Source organism: Nonomuraea sp. NPDC049758, assembly GCF_040674635.1.
Classification (GTDB): Bacteria; Actinomycetota; Actinomycetes; order Streptosporangiales; family Streptosporangiaceae; genus Nonomuraea.
On record NZ_JBFAMZ010000015.1, the window covers coordinates 43,619 to 57,232 of the forward strand.

General features: G+C 72.9%; 14 protein-coding genes. 11 read left to right on the forward strand and 3 right to left on the reverse strand.

Going from position 1 to position 13,614, the window contains the following annotated elements; translation table 11 throughout:
- Nucleotides 1-50: 50 nt before the first annotated feature.
- The 10 genes from AB0J46_RS33600 to tsaD all read left to right on the forward strand — a co-directional run bounded on the left by AB0J46_RS33600 (nt 51) and on the right by tsaD (nt 8,760).
- Nucleotides 51-1,514, forward strand: a complete 1,464-nt coding sequence (locus tag AB0J46_RS33600; protein ID WP_364338143.1) for an NAD(P)H-hydrate dehydratase — start codon at nt 51-53, stop codon at nt 1,512-1,514.
- Between the two features lie 98 nt (nt 1,515-1,612).
- Entirely contained in the window at nt 1,613-2,761 is a 1,149-nt protein-coding gene (gene alr / locus AB0J46_RS33605) for an alanine racemase (RefSeq protein WP_364338306.1), read from the forward strand.
- A gap of 19 nt (nt 2,762-2,780) precedes the next feature.
- Entirely contained in the window at nt 2,781-3,833 is a 1,053-nt protein-coding gene (locus AB0J46_RS33610) for an alpha/beta hydrolase (RefSeq protein WP_364338144.1), read from the forward strand.
- A complete protein-coding gene (gene tsaE, locus AB0J46_RS33615) occupies nt 3,833-4,285 on the forward strand; it encodes a tRNA (adenosine(37)-N6)-threonylcarbamoyltransferase complex ATPase subunit type 1 TsaE (RefSeq protein ID WP_352362852.1) in 453 nt (150 codons plus the stop codon). Before AB0J46_RS33610 ends, tsaE begins: the two co-directional genes overlap by 1 nt.
- A 172-nt stretch (nt 4,286-4,457) precedes the next feature.
- On the forward strand, nt 4,458-5,141 hold the full coding sequence (locus AB0J46_RS33620; protein WP_364338145.1) for a hypothetical protein: 684 nt from the start codon (nt 4,458-4,460) through the stop codon (nt 5,139-5,141).
- Nucleotides 5,142-5,144: 3 nt separating this feature from the next.
- Nucleotides 5,145-5,681, forward strand: a complete 537-nt coding sequence (locus AB0J46_RS33625) for a class F sortase (RefSeq protein WP_352318670.1) — start codon at nt 5,145-5,147, stop codon at nt 5,679-5,681.
- 10 nt (nt 5,682-5,691) lie between these two features.
- A complete protein-coding gene (locus AB0J46_RS33630; RefSeq protein WP_364338146.1) occupies nt 5,692-6,621 on the forward strand; it encodes an aminoglycoside phosphotransferase family protein in 930 nt (309 codons plus the stop codon).
- A gap of 27 nt (nt 6,622-6,648) precedes the next feature.
- The gene (gene tsaB / locus AB0J46_RS33635) at nt 6,649-7,293 is read left to right on the forward strand and encodes a tRNA (adenosine(37)-N6)-threonylcarbamoyltransferase complex dimerization subunit type 1 TsaB (RefSeq protein ID WP_352362846.1); all 645 of its coding nucleotides are present in this window, start codon (nt 6,649-6,651) and stop codon (nt 7,291-7,293) included.
- Nucleotides 7,294-7,304: 11 nt separating this feature from the next.
- Entirely contained in the window at nt 7,305-7,736 is a 432-nt protein-coding gene (rimI, locus tag AB0J46_RS33640) for a ribosomal protein S18-alanine N-acetyltransferase (protein ID WP_364338307.1), read from the forward strand.
- Entirely contained in the window at nt 7,729-8,760 is a 1,032-nt protein-coding gene (tsaD, locus tag AB0J46_RS33645) for a tRNA (adenosine(37)-N6)-threonylcarbamoyltransferase complex transferase subunit TsaD (protein ID WP_364338147.1), read from the forward strand. The genes rimI and tsaD overlap by 8 nt, the downstream gene beginning before the upstream one ends.
- Before the next feature lie 58 nt (nt 8,761-8,818).
- Here tsaD and AB0J46_RS33650 read toward each other — a convergent pair whose 3' ends face one another.
- The 3 genes from AB0J46_RS33650 to AB0J46_RS33660 all read right to left on the reverse strand — a co-directional run bounded on the left by AB0J46_RS33650 (nt 8,819) and on the right by AB0J46_RS33660 (nt 12,582).
- Complete coding sequence (locus AB0J46_RS33650; protein WP_364338148.1) at nt 8,819-10,627, reverse strand: hypothetical protein; 1,809 nt, start codon at nt 10,625-10,627, stop codon at nt 8,819-8,821.
- Nucleotides 10,628-10,822: 195 nt separating this feature from the next.
- On the reverse strand, nt 10,823-11,986 hold the full coding sequence (locus AB0J46_RS33655; protein ID WP_364338149.1) for a class I SAM-dependent methyltransferase: 1,164 nt from the start codon (nt 11,984-11,986) through the stop codon (nt 10,823-10,825).
- A gap of 98 nt (nt 11,987-12,084) precedes the next feature.
- Nucleotides 12,085-12,582: a MarR family transcriptional regulator gene (locus AB0J46_RS33660; RefSeq protein ID WP_364338150.1), complete on the reverse strand. Its 498-nt coding sequence runs from the start codon at nt 12,580-12,582 to the stop codon at nt 12,085-12,087.
- A gap of 104 nt (nt 12,583-12,686) precedes the next feature.
- Here AB0J46_RS33660 and AB0J46_RS33665 point away from each other — a divergent pair, with 104 nt between their 5' ends.
- Entirely contained in the window at nt 12,687-13,541 is an 855-nt protein-coding gene (locus AB0J46_RS33665) for an NAD-dependent epimerase/dehydratase family protein (RefSeq protein WP_364338151.1), read from the forward strand.
- Nucleotides 13,542-13,614 lie beyond the last annotated feature (73 nt).

The window sequence follows — 13,614 nt, forward strand, 5'->3', positions numbered from 1 at the left end:
GGGGGAAGGCGGCGGCATATGGCGACCGAGCAGCCGAACGGAGTGAGGCCATGAAGACCGCCTACACCGCCGACCAGATCCGGGACGCCGAGCACACGCTGATGGCGCGCCTGCCCGAGGGCGCCCTCATGCAGCGGGCCGCCCACGGTCTCGCCGCCGCCTGCGCCGACCTGCTGGGCCGGGTGTACGGCGCCCGCGTCGTGCTGCTGGTCGGCAGCGGCGACAACGGCGGCGACGCCCTCTACGCCGGCGAGCGCCTGGCCCGCCGGGGAGCCAGGGTCGAGGCGGTCCTGGCCGGCGCGAAGACGCACGAGGGCGGCCTGCGCGCCTTCCTCCACGCCGGAGGCCGCGTGGCCGGCCCGTCAGCGGTCCAGAAGGTCCAGGACGCCGATCTGATCGTGGACGGGCTGGTGGGCATCGGGGCCGCGGGCGCGCTGCGCGAGCCGTACGCCCGGCTGGCCGAGGAGGCGAACGCGGCCCACGGCACGATCGTCGCGGTCGACGTGCCGAGCGGCGTCGAGGCGAGCACCGGGCGGGTCGCGGGCGCGGCGGTGCGGGCGCGGGTGACGGTGACGATGGGGGCCTACAAGACGGGGCTGCTGGTCGATCCGGGCGCCACGCACACGGGCCGGGTCGAGCTGGTCGACATCGGGCTCGGCCCCTTCCTGCCCGACCCCGACGTCGCGGCGCTGACCCGCGCGGACGTGGAGGACCTGCTGCCCAGGCCCGGCAACGAGTCCGACAAATACCGCAGGGGCGTGCTCGGGGTGGCCGCGGGCAGCGACCTGTACACCGGCGCGGCCGTGCTGGCCGTGGGCGGCGCGCTGCGGGCGGGCGCGGGCCTGGTCCGCTACGCGGGCACCCGCGAGCCGGTCCAGCAGGTGCGCGCCCACTGGCCGGAAGCGGTGATCACGCCGCTCGACCGGCCGTCCGTCGAGGACGTGGGCCGCGTCCAGGCGTGGCTGCTCGGCCCGGGGCTCGGCACCGGCGACTGGGCGCACGAGCTGGCCGCCCGCGTGCTGGCCTCGGACGTCCCGGTGCTGATCGACGCCGACGGGCTCACGCTGGTGGCCCGCGACCGGTCGTTGCTGCGCAGGCGGGCGCCCGTGCTGATCACGCCGCACGCGGGCGAGCTGTCGCGGCTGATCGGCGTGAGCCGCGACGACATCGAGGCCGCCCGGCTGGAGCACGCCCGCCGGGCCGCGGCCGAGCTGGGCGTGACCGTGCTGCTCAAGGGCTCGACCACCGTGGTGGCCGAGGAGGCCAGGCCGGTCCGCGTCAACGAGACCGGCACGTCCTGGCTGGCCACCGGGGGCACCGGCGACGTGCTGTCGGGCGTGGCGGGCGCGCTGCTGGCCCAGGGGCTGTGCTGTTACGACGCGGCCTCGGTCGGCGCGTACGTGCACGGGCTGGCCGGACGGCTGGCCGCCCGCGGCGCCCCGCTCACCGCGGCCGGGGTGGCGGCGGCCGTCCCTGAGGCCATCCGGTCCGTCCACGGCGAACCCCGTCCCTGAGACCATCCGGTCCGTCCACGGCGAACCCCGTCGCTGAGCGGCGCGAACCGCGCTCGACCACCCGTCTGAGCTGCCACACTGGAGAGATGTACTCCTCGATGGCCACCCCCGCCGAGGCGCGGGTCGACCTGTCCGCGATCCGGCACAACGTGGCCCTGCTCAAGGAGCGGGCGGGCGGTGCCGAGCTGATGGGGGCCGTCAAGGCCGACGCCTACGGCCACGGGCTGGTGCCCTCGGCCAGGGCCGTCCTTGAGGGCGGCGCGTCCAGGCTGGGCACGGCCTTCGTCGCCGAGGCGCTGGCGCTGCGCGAGGGCGGCGTCACCGCGCCTGTCCTGGCCTGGCTGATCACCCCCGGCGAGCCCCTCGACCGGGCCGTGGCCCAGGACATCGAGCTGTCGGCCGCCCACGAGGGCCTGCTCGACGAGATCGCGGACGCCGCGCGCCGCGTGGGGCGTCCGGCCAAGCTGCACCTGGAGGCCGACACCGGCATGAGCAGGGGCGGCGCCCCGCTGGCCGCCTGGCCGGGGCTGCTGAGCAGGGCGCTCGCGCTGCGGGCGGAGGGCGTCGTCGAGATCGTCGGCCTGTGGTCCCACTTCGCCTGCGCCGACCTGCCCGGCCATCCGTCGGTCGAGCAGCAGCTGGAGGCGTTCGAGAGCGCGCTGAAGCAGGCCGAGCAGGCGGGGGCCGCCGGGTCGTCGGTGATCAGGCACCTGGCCAACTCGGCCGCCGTCATGACGCTGCCGGCCGCCCGCTTCGACCTGGTCAGGCCGGGCATCGCCATGTACGGCCTGAGCCCCGTGCCCGAGCTGGGCGACTTCGGGCTGCGTCCGGCCATGACCCTGACGGCCAGGATCGCGCTCGTCAAGCGGGTCCCGCAGGAGTCGGGCGTCTCCTACGGTCACCTCTACGTCACCGACCACGAGACCACCCTCGGCCTCGTGCCGCTCGGCTATGCCGACGGCATACTCCGGCACGCGTCGGGAAGAGCCGAGGTGCTGGCGGGCGGGCGCCGCCGGAAAGTGGCGGGCCGGGTGTGCATGGACCAGTTCGTGATCGACGTCGGCGACGACCCCTTGTCGCCGGGCGACGAGGTGGTGCTGTTCGGGCCCGGCGACGGGGGCGAGCCGACCGCCCAGGAATGGGCGGATACCCTCGGCACGATCACGCATGAGATCGTGACCAGGATCGGTTCCCGGGTGCCACGGGTCCACCAGCATGTGACGGCGGGCACTCCGGAGCGGCCATGAGCGGAGAAGGATCGGGGACATGACGACGACAACACGGCGGCGCAGGGTCGGAATCGCCGGCGCGATCGTCGGAGCGGCGTCGGCCGGTGTCGCGGCGGCGGCTCTGGCCAAGCGCTACGCGGTCGGCCGGATCAGGCTGCGGCACGACGAGGAGGCCAGCGAGCCGTTCGGCGAGCTGCGCGGCAGGGAGCGCACGCTCGTCACCTCCGACGGGGTGGCGCTCCACGTCGAGATCGACGGCCCCGAGGACGCGCCGCTGACGATCGTGATGTGCCACGGCTACTGCCTCAACCTCGAATCGTGGCACTACCAGCGCAAGGAGCTGCGCGAGAACCACCGCGTGGTGCTGTGGGACATCCGCTCCCACGGCCGCTCGCAGCGCGGCACGGCCGACGACAGCACGATCGACCGGCTGGGCCAGGACCTCGCCGAGGTGATCGAGGAGTTCGTGCCCGGCCCGTGCGTGGTGGTCGGCCACTCGATGGGCGGCATGACGATCATGGCGCTCGCCGACAGCCACCCTGAGCTGTTCGGCAAGAAGATCCGGGCGGTCGCGCTCGTCGCGACCTCGGCGGGCAAGCTGGCCGAGCTGACGCTGGGGCTGCCGGCGATGGTGTCCAAGGCCGTGCACAAGGTGGCGCCGTCCACGGTGTCGCTGCTGGGCAGGAAGGGCGCGCTGGTCGACAGGACCCGGCACGCGGGCAGCGACATCGCGTTCCTGATCACCCGCTACATGGGCTTCGGCGACTCCGCGAACGTGAGCCCGACCGTGGTCGACTTCGCCGAGTCGATGATCAGGCAGACCCCCACCGAGGTGTTCGCCGCCTTCTACCCGGCCCTGATGAACCACGACAAGTTGTCCGCGCTGCACGTCCTCGACCCGGTCCCGACCGCCATCGTCTACGGCGAGCGCGACTGGCTGACCCCGCCCGACCACAGCAGGGCCATCGCGGCGGCGCTGCCCAAGGCGCAGGTCACCGAGATCCCCGACACCTCCCACCTGATCCAGCTGGAGCGCCCGGGGATCGTCAACGATGCGCTGCGCGACCTGATCAAGCGAGTGGAGTTGTAGTGCGACTGGCGACAGCGGAGGACATGCGGGCCTACGGCGCCCGCCTGGCGGCCCACCTGCGGCCCGGCGACCTGATCGTGCTGTCCGGCCCGCTCGGCGCGGGCAAGACCACGCTCGTCCAGGGCATCGCCGAAGGTCTCAAGGTACGCGGGCCGATCACCTCGCCCACCTTCGTGATCGCCAGGGTGCACCCGTCGCTGCGGCAGGGCCCGCCGCTGGTGCACGCCGACGCCTACCGCCTCGGCGGCGACCTGGAGGTCGACGACCTCGACCTCGACGCCTCACTGGAGGAGTCGGTCACCGTGGTCGAGTGGGGCGAGGGCCTGGTCGAGGGGCTGGCCGAAGACCGGCTGGAGATCCACATCGACCGGGAGACCGGCGACGACGCCCGCCTGGTGACCCTGCGCGGGGTGGGCGACCGGTGGGCCGACACGCCGTCTGATCCGGCCTAAGGCTAAAACCTCCGTCAATTTCCGGCAAAGCTGTCACCCTTGACGTACCTGACCGATGACATAAATCATGATCGTTGGTCAGGGATTTGCCCAGAATTTCTGGGTATCAGGAGGGGCGACATCCACATTTTTGGTGGATGCTGGGTGCAAGACGGCAAAGTGGGGTGCGGCGGTGCTCAGGGTCAGGCGAGTCGCGTACGCGGGTGCCATCATGGTGGTCGGGCTGACCGGGTGTGCGGCCTCGGCCGAGACCACACCGACAGGCACACCGACGGCCACAGCCACGACGTCCACCACCGCCACCACGACAACGACGGCCACGACCACCGCGACCGCCCCGCCCACCAAGAGGCCGAGCATCGCGGTCCAGGTCAACCCCGACCGGGTCACCGCGGGGGAGACGTCCAAGGTGTGGATCCTGGCCAACTGTCCGCTGCCGTCCGGCGGACCGGCCCACACCGGCACCGCGACCTCGCGGGCGTTCCTCAACGGCGTCCCGCTCAATCCCGTGCCGGCCGGGTCGGCCACGCCGACCGCGACCAGCAGCCCGGCGAACGGCTCACCCTGGGTCCGCGGCGAGGCGACGGTCTCCGGGACGGTCAAGCGCGGCTCGTACACCGTCGACGTCAAGTGCGACGGCACCAACGACGTCGGCAAGGCCACGCTCAAGGTGGCCAGGGCCGAGGCCGACCCGACCGGCGTGCCCACCAAGGCGCCCAAGGCGGGCGGCGGCGGCACCTTCGGCCGTGACGTCGACGACGAGTCCTCGATCCCGCTGGGCCCGGCCGGCGCGCTGGTGGCCCTGGTCCTCGTCGGCGGCGCGGTCGTGATGGTCAAGCGGCGCAGCCGGGCTTGATCGATGGCACGTCCAGGACGGGTGGTCCTCGCGGGCGCCGTCACGGGCCTGCTGCTGGTCGCCTTCGGCAAGAGCATGCAGAACTCCTCCACCCCGGCGGCGAGCGTGGTGCCCAAGAGCATCGACATCCCGTCGCTCGACCTTGAGGCCCCGCTGATGAAGCTCGGGCTGAGCAAGGACGGCGAGGTCGAGCTGCCGCCGTACGAGAAGCCGAAGATGGCCGGCTGGTACAGCGGCAGCGCGGTGCCCGGCGAGAAGGGCGCCTCGGTGATCATCGGCCACGTCGACACCAAGACCGCCCCCGCCGTGTTCTACAAGCTCAGGCAGTTACGCAAGGGCGAGACCGTCAAGGTGGAGCGCAGCGACGGCAAGGTCGTCAGCTTCAAGGTGGACGCCATCGAGCAGGTCTCCAAGGACCACTTCCCCGCCCGGCGGGTGTACGTCGACGACGGACTGAAACTCGTCACCTGCGGCGGTAAGTTCGACTACGCCAGAGGCGAATATGTCGACAACATCATCGTCTACGCGTCCCGAGCCTGATCATGGAACGATGAGCACTGACCACAACCCGCCGGCGTCCGGCGCCCGCGTGCCCTGGCAAGAGGTCCACCCGCTGGTGCGCGAGGCGGTCGAGGGCTTCCTCGGCGGACGCGTCGTGGAAGCCGTCACCCAGGCGGGCGGCTTCTCCCCGGCGGCCGCGGTGCGCCTGCGGACCGATGACGGCCGGCGCGCGTTCGTCAAGGCCGTCGGCCCCGAGCCCAACCCCGACAGCGTGCGCATCTACCGCTCCGAGCTCAGGAACGCCGCCGCGCTCCCCGAGTCGGTCCCCGCGCCGAAGCTGCTGACGGCGTTCGAGCTGGAGGGCTGGGTCGCCCTGGTCTTCGAGGACGTCGAGGCCGCGCACCCCGCGATGCCGTGGCGGCGCGACGAGCTCGACCGGGTCTTCACGGCCCTGAAGGAGATGTCCGCCGCGCTCACCCCGTCGCCGATCGAGGCCCGCACGGTCGGCGAGGTCATGGGCGACTCCTTCCAGGGGTGGCGCAGACTGCTCGGCGAGGACACGGCCGGGCTCGACCCGTGGGCGCTGCGCCACCTGCCCGAGCTGGCCGAGCTGGAGTCCGGCTGGGAGACGGCGGCGGCCGGCGACACCCTCGTCCACGCCGACCTGCGGGCCGACAACATCCTGCTCACGCCCGACCGCGTCTACGTGGTCGACTGGCCGTGGGCCTGCCTGGCCGCGCCCTGGTACGACCAGGTGGCCATGCTGCCGTCGGTCGGCATGCAGGGCGGGCCCGCGCCCCACGAGCTGTTCGACGATCCCGACCCGGCGGTCACCGCGGTCGTCGCGGCCCAGACCGGCTACTTCGTCCGGAACGGCCGGCTGCCCGATCCGCCCGGGCTGCCCACGCTGAGGGCGTTCCAGCGGGCGCAGGGAGTGGTCGCGCTGGAGTGGCTGAAACGGCGTACCGGCTGGGTGTGACCCGTCCGGCGGGTAGGCTAAACAGTCGTGCTGGTCCTGGCCTTTGATACCGCGACGCCCGCCGTCACCGCCGCCCTCCACGACGGTGAGCGGGTGCTCGCCGAGTCCACGACGATCGACGCCCGCCGCCACGGCGAGCTGCTCGTCCCCACCATCGAACGCGTGCTGACCGAGTCGGGCGCCGCCCTGCGCGACGTGACGGCCGTCGTCGCGGGCAGCGGCCCCGGGCCCTACACGGGCCTGCGCGTCGGGCTGATGACCGCCCAGGGGCTCGCGACGACGCTCGCCGTGCCCGCCTACGGCATCTGCACCCTCGACGCGGTCGCCTACGGCAGCGGGCTCGGCGAGCCGTTCCTGGTCGCCACCGACGCCCGGCGCAAGGAGGTGTTCTGGGCGCGCTACCAGGACATGCGCACGCGTGCCGACGGCCCGTTCGTCGACCGGCCCGCCGACGTGCCCGTCGAGGGCCTGCCGGTCGTGGGCGCCGGCGCCGGGCTCTACCCCGACGTCCTGGGCCGCCACGACGCCCCGCCCTACCCCTACGCGGGCGCGCTGGCCGCGCTGGCCGCCGAGCGGCTGGCCGCGGGCGTCCCGCTCGACCCGCCGCGGCCCATCTACCTGCGCAGGCCCGACGCCGTGGTGCCGGGCGCGCCCAAGAGGGTGACGGCGTGAGACTGCGGCCGATGACCGAGGCCGACCTGCCCGCGGTCATGGCGATCGAGCGGGCCACGTTCCCGCTCGACGCGTGGAGCGAGGGCATGATGCGCGGCGAGCTGGCCGACATGCCGCGTTCGCGCCACTACGTGGTGGCCCTGGCCGACGACGAGATCGTCGCCTACAGCGGCATCGCGGTCGCGTCCGACCAGGCCGACGTGCAGACCATCGCCGTGCTGGAGAAGCACCAGGGCACCGGCATCGGCAGCGCGATGCTGACCGAGCTGCTGGCCGAGGCGCGGCGCAGGGGTGCGCGCGAGATCTTCCTGGAGGTACGCGCCGACAACCCGCGCGCCCAGGCCGTCTACCGGCATTTCGAGTTCGAGGAGATCGGCATCCGCCGCCGCTACTACGACGACGGCACCGACGCGATCATGATGAGAAGGAAGCTGGATGGCTGACGCACCCCTGGTCCTGGGCATCGAGACGTCGTGCGACGAGACCGGCATCGGCATCGTCAGAGGCCACACGCTCCTCGCCAACACCATCGCCTCCAGCATGGACGAGCACGCCCGATACGGCGGCGTGGTGCCCGAGGTCGCCTCCCGCGCCCACCTGGAGGCCATGACGCCCACGGTCGAGGCGGCGCTGGCCGAGGCGGGGCTCAAGTTCTCCGACATCGACGCCATCGCCGTCACCGCCGGGCCCGGCCTGGCCGGGGCGCTGCTGGTGGGCGTGGCCGCCGCCAAGTCGTACGCGCTGGGCCTCGGCGTGCCGCTCTACGGCGTCAACCACCTGGCCGCCCATGTGGCCGTCGACCAGCTCGAACACGGGCCGCTGCCCAAGCCGTGCATCGCCATGCTGGTCTCCGGCGGCCACTCCTCGCTGCTGCTGGTGCCCGACGTGGCCGAAGACGTCATCTCGCTCGGCTCGACCGTCGACGACGCGGCCGGCGAGGCGTTCGACAAGGTGGCCCGGGTGCTCGGGCTGCCCTTCCCCGGCGGCCCGCACATCGACCGGGCCGCCCGCGAGGGCTCCGGCACGGCCGTCACCTTCCCCCGGGGCAAGATCGACGACGGCACGCTCGACTTCTCCTTCTCCGGGCTCAAGACCGCCGTCGCCCGCTGGGTCGAGGCGCGCGAGGCGTCCGGGCAGTCGATCCACGTGCCCGACGTGGCCGCCTCCTTCCAGGAGGCCGTGGTCGACGTGCTGACCCGCAAGGCGTTGCAGGCGTGCAGGAAGTACGACGTGCACGACCTGCTGATCGGCGGCGGCGTGGCGGCCAACTCGCGGCTGCGGGCGCTGGCCCAGGAGCGCTGCGACGCGGCGGGCGTGCGGCTGCGGGTGCCCCGGCCGGGGTTGTGCACCGACAACGGGGCCATGGTCGCCGCCCTGGGGTCCGACCTGGTGGCGGCGGGGGTCACTCCCTCGACCCTGGAGATCCCGGCGGACTCGTCGTTGCCGATCACGACGGTCCACGTCTGAGCCCTGGCGGGCCGGAGGCCGGCGGTGAGGCGCGGGACGTGCCCCACCGCCGGGCGGGTCAGTCTTTGGTCCTGGTGGGCCGGAGCAGGGCCTCGGCCAGCGCCAGCATGGTCTCCTCCAGCGCGGCCAGCCGCTTGGTGAGGTCGTCGGTGGCCGGCTGCACGATGCCGCTGACCGTCTCGCTCAGCTCCTCGCGGTCGGGCCGGGAGCGCACCAGCTCGGTCAGCGCGTCGGCGGCGGCCGACAGGCGGTCGGCCTGCGCGCCGGCCTGCGACTCGATGAGCTCGCCGACCCGCTCGGGGATGGCCAGGGCGGCCGGGAGCTGGCTGACGTGCTGGTTCATGGCCTCGATGCGGTCGTCGACCGACTCCAGGTGCTCGCCGGCCTGATCGGCGCGCGCGGCCAGGCCGTTGAGGTGGGTGTGGAGGCCGTTGAAGCGGCTGTCGAGCCCGCTGAACTGGCCGTCGAGGGTGTCGAACCGGGTGATCAGGTGCTCCTCCGCCTCGACCAGCCGCTCGTCGATCGACTCCATCTGGTTGTCGAGCTTGTTGAAGCGGCCCTCGCTGCGCACGGCGGTCTCGGCCAGGCGCTGGTCGGTGGCCGAGGCGCGGTCGTCGAGCGCGCTCAGGCGGCCGTCGAGGGCGTCGAAGCGGTCGTCGTGGCGGACGAGGTGGCCGTCGATGGTGCCCATGCGCTTGCCGAGGCCGCCGAGCTGGCCGTCGACCGAGGTGAGGCGCTTGTCGACGCCGCTGATGCGGCCGTCGACGCCGTCGAGCCTGGTGTCGATGTCGGCCAGGCACTCGTCGGCCGACTCCAGCCGGCCGTCGAACCCGGTGAGCCGGGTGTCGAGCCCCATGAGCCGGCCCTCGACCCGGTCGAGCCGGGAGTCGACGCCGTCGAGCCGCCCGCTGAGCCGCAGCTCGCTCTCCCCGAGCTGGACGGCGAGGTGCTGGTCGGCCTCGTCGAGGCGGGCGGTGAGCCGCTGCTCGACGTCGGCCAGCCGGACCGTGAGCCGCTGGTCGCCCTCGTCGAGCTTGGCCGCCAGTCGCTCGTCGGCGCGGTCGAGCCGCTCGTTCAGGCGCTGGGTCAGCCGCTCGTCGGTCTCGTCGAGGCGGCCGGCCAGGCGTTTGTCGGCCTCGTCGAGGCGGGCGGCGATGTGCAGGTCGGTGTCGTCGAGGCGGCCGGTCAGGCGCTGCTCGGCCGCGTCGATCTTGACGGCGACCTGCTGCGACGTGGCCGCGACGCTCTCGGCCAGCTCGCCGACCACGCTCTCGACCCGTTCGGCGCGGCCCGACAGGTCGGCCACCGACTTGTCGAGCCGGGTGAAGCGGCTGGCCGCGGCCTCCATGCTGGAGTTGAGCTGCGTCAGCTTGGCGGCGAAGCCGGACATGTTCTGGGTGATGCCGTCGGTGGTGTCGAGCACCGACTGCAGGCGTTTGAGCGCCTCGTCGACGGCCTCGCCCACGGTGCCCAGGTCCGCCCACAGGCTCGGCAGCTCGGCCACCGGCGCGACCCGGGCGTCGATGTGGCCGATCTTCTCCCCGACGGCGTCGACGTGGTCGCGCACGGCCTCGACGTGCTGGGCCAGGCCCTCCGCCCACATCGGCGGCTTGGCGGTGATGTCGTCGAGCCGCCCGCTCACCGCCTCGAGCGTGCCGCTCAGGCCGCCGAGCTCGCGTTCGCGCACCTCGCGCAGCAGCCACTCCATGCCTTCAAGACGCTGGCGGATCTCGTCGAGCACGGCTCCCTGGGTGCGCTGCTCGTAGACATGGTCCTGGGCGGCGCGCGCGAGGAGGTCTCGCATCCTCTCGGAGATGGCGGACTGGCCGCCTGCCTGAAGAAGGGTGGTGTGGTTGGAATGGTCCACCGAAAGGCTCCTTCGCTCGCCGACGGTCTGCCGCGCAGCGGTGGGATAGGTCCGGTTTGCAGATGAAAGGGCGAGTACGCGGGTTACCGCATAAGGGGGAGAACTCCCGCCCGTCCACCTTAGCCTTTCGATCAAGGTCAGGCGGCGTCGAAGTGAAAGATCGTATTTAGCGGAAGAATGACCGCTTTGGAGTGTTCAGGCAGGTGGGAGGGGGTTGCAGATGATAACTGAAGGCTTATCGAGAATGCGGGTCAGGATAATGACGACCGAGTTCTCGCCGGAAAGGCGGAGATCGGCGCGCAGGCGTTCGATGTCGATCGCCGACGCGCGTTTCTTGATGGTGACATTTCCGATCCGCCGTTCGCGGAGAGCCGCGCGGAGTTTTTTCAGCGAGAACGGCATGACCTCGTCCACCTCGTACCCGGAGGCCCAGGGGGTGTGGCCGGGCTCGTCGGCGGTGATGTAGGCGATCATGGGGTCGGGCAGGCGTCCGCCGATCAGCTCGGCCACCTCGCCCACGAGGTGGGCCCGGATCGCGGCGCCGTCGGGCTCGTAGACGTAGCGGCCCATCGGGCCGACGGCGGCCTGGACCCCGGTGGCGGTCAGCGTGTGCCCGCCGGGCAGCAGGGTGGCGCGCCGGGCGGGGCCGACCTGGGGGCCGGTCCAGAGGGTGGCCTCCTTGACCTCGCCCTTGTAGGAGACCCATTCGGCCTCCGCGCCCTCGGGGATGAACTCGTACGGGATGCCGGGGGCGACCTTGAGGCAGGCCCGCGGCGCCCGTGCGACCAGGTCGAGCACGACCGGCCAGGGCGGCGAGTAGGCCATGGGGTCGAACGTGCGGCCCTTGCCGCTGCGCCGGGCCGGGTCGGCGAACAGCGCGTCGTACTCCTCGGGCCGGACCCGCGCCGCGTCGCCCACGCGCACCCGCACCCGGTCGGCCAGCCCGAGCGCGTCGGCGTTGGCGCTCGCCACGGCGACGGTCAGCGGGTCGAGGTCGACGGCGTCGACCTCGCAGCCGGCGCGGGCGAGCGCCAGGAGGTCGCCGCCGATCCCGCAGCAGGCGTCGATCACCCGTCCGGCGCCCATGCGCCGGGCGCGGTGGTCGGCGACCTCCCGGCGGGTGGACTGCTCCAGGCCGTGCGGGGTGAAGTACATGACCGCGGCGTCCGCGCCGAACTTCGCCGCGGCGCGCTCGCGCAGCGCCGCCTGCGTCAGCGCGGCGGAGGTGAGCGCCGCGTCGTAGGTGCGGCGCAGCCTGGTCGCCGCCGCGACCGGATCGGTCCCGGCCAGCTCCGCGGCCTCGGCGAGCGCCCGCTGCCCGCGCGGGGTCAGCAGCTCGCCGAAGGCGTCGAGATCCATGTACGCACTCCGCTCACAACTCGGGATCGCTCACAACTGGGGACCACGCGCGATCCGGGGCCGCTCGTGACTCGGGGCCGCTCGCGGCTCGGGATCGCTCACAGGGAGGTGTCGCCCAGGGAGACCAGCAGGCTGCGCAGCAGCCCGGCCAGGGCCTCGCGCTCGCCCTCGGCCAGCCCGGCGAGCAGCCGCTCCTCGTTGGCGGCGTGCAGCACGAGCATCTCGTCGGCGACCCTCCTGCCCTCGTCGGTGAGGGCGACCAGCGTCATGCGCCGGTTGTGCGGCGCCGGCCAGCGGTGGACCAGGCCGCGCCGGACCAGGTGGTCCATCCGGTTGGTGAGCGCGCCGGGGCTGACCATGGCCGAGCTGGACAGGTCCTTCATGCACATGGTGGCGTCGGCGCCGCTGCGCAGCAGCGTGGCCAGCATGTCGAACTCCCACGCCTCCAGCCCGTGCTCGGCCAGGAAGTCCTTCACGCCGCGCTCCAGCAGGCGCGAGGCGCGCGAGATCCGGCCGATCACGCCCATCGGGGACACGTCGACGTCGGGCCGTGTCCGCGCCCACTGTCCGAGAATCACGTCCACCGCGTCATCCACGAGGCTCACCCTACCAAAGCTTCGATGTTGAAATGTTCGGCATCGTGCGGTACTGTCCACGACGTCGAAATGTTCAACGTAGAAATTTTCGAGGTAGGTTCATCATGAAGGTGCTGGTGCTGGGCGCGACGGGGTACATCGGCGGCGCGGTGGTCGAGCGGCTGGCCGAGCAGGGGCACGAGGTGGCCGTCCTGGTGCGGCCCGCCGCCGACGGGTCCCGGCGCGTGCCGGGCGTGGCGGACGAGCGTCACGGAGACCTGGCCGACGTCGCGGGGCTGGCCGCCGCGATCACCCCGGACATCGACGCCATCGTGGTCGCCGCCCAGCTCGGCGGGGACAAGGAGGCCGACCTTGCCGCGATCGGCGTGCTCGCCGCGTCGGGCCGGAAGGTGGTCTTCACCAGCGGCGTGTGGGTGCTGGGCGCCACCGCCGACGGGCACGAGGACAGCCCGGCCGACCCGATTCCGCTCGTGGCGTACCGGCACGAGATCGAGCAGTTGGTCATCGACGGCGGCGGCTCGGTGATCCGGCCCGGCGTCGTCCACGGGCGCGGCGGCGGCATCCCCGCCATGATGCGCGCGCAGGCCGTCGAGCGCGGCGCCGGGGTCTACGTCACCGCCGGCGGCGAGCCGCACACCTGGACGTTCGTGCACGTCGACGACCTGGCCGAGCTCGTCGTGGCCGTCCTGGAGAGGGGTGGCGCCCGCGTCTACCACGGCATCAGCGAAGAGGCCGTGCCGGTCGCCGAGGTGGCCGAGGCGGCGGCCCGGTCCGCGGGCGTCAAGCCGCAGGCCGAGCCCTGGCCGCAGGCCGAGGCGGCCCAGGTGCTGGGGGCCGGCTTCGCCGAGGCCCTGGCGCTCGGCCAGCGCATCAGCGCGACACGCACGCGCGCCGAACTCGGCTGGAACCCCTCCCGGCCCGGCGTCGTCGCCGATCTGACCGAGGGTTCCTACGTCTGATCGCTCTGAGCAGACGCGTTCGTGTTGACTGTCAAGGCCCTCTTGCATATGTTTCCTGTTGGCACTCTCACCT

Coding starts and splice junctions, on each gene's coding strand:
- AB0J46_RS33600 (WP_364338143.1), top strand. CDS start 51: ATGAAGACCGCCTACACCGCCGACCAGATCCGGGACGCCGAGCACACG.
- AB0J46_RS33610 (WP_364338144.1), top strand. CDS start 2,781: ATGACGACGACAACACGGCGGCGCAGGGTCGGAATCGCCGGCGCGATC.
- alr (WP_364338306.1), top strand. CDS start 1,613: ATGGCCACCCCCGCCGAGGCGCGGGTCGACCTGTCCGCGATCCGGCAC.
- tsaD (WP_364338147.1), top strand. CDS start 7,729: ATGGCTGACGCACCCCTGGTCCTGGGCATCGAGACGTCGTGCGACGAG.
- AB0J46_RS33625 (WP_352318670.1), top strand. CDS start 5,145: ATGGCACGTCCAGGACGGGTGGTCCTCGCGGGCGCCGTCACGGGCCTG.
- AB0J46_RS33655 (WP_364338149.1), bottom strand. CDS start 11,986: ATGGATCTCGACGCCTTCGGCGAGCTGCTGACCCCGCGCGGGCAGCGG.
- AB0J46_RS33665 (WP_364338151.1), top strand. CDS start 12,687: ATGAAGGTGCTGGTGCTGGGCGCGACGGGGTACATCGGCGGCGCGGTG.
- AB0J46_RS33630 (WP_364338146.1), top strand. CDS start 5,692: ATGAGCACTGACCACAACCCGCCGGCGTCCGGCGCCCGCGTGCCCTGG.
- rimI (WP_364338307.1), top strand. CDS start 7,305: ATGACCGAGGCCGACCTGCCCGCGGTCATGGCGATCGAGCGGGCCACG.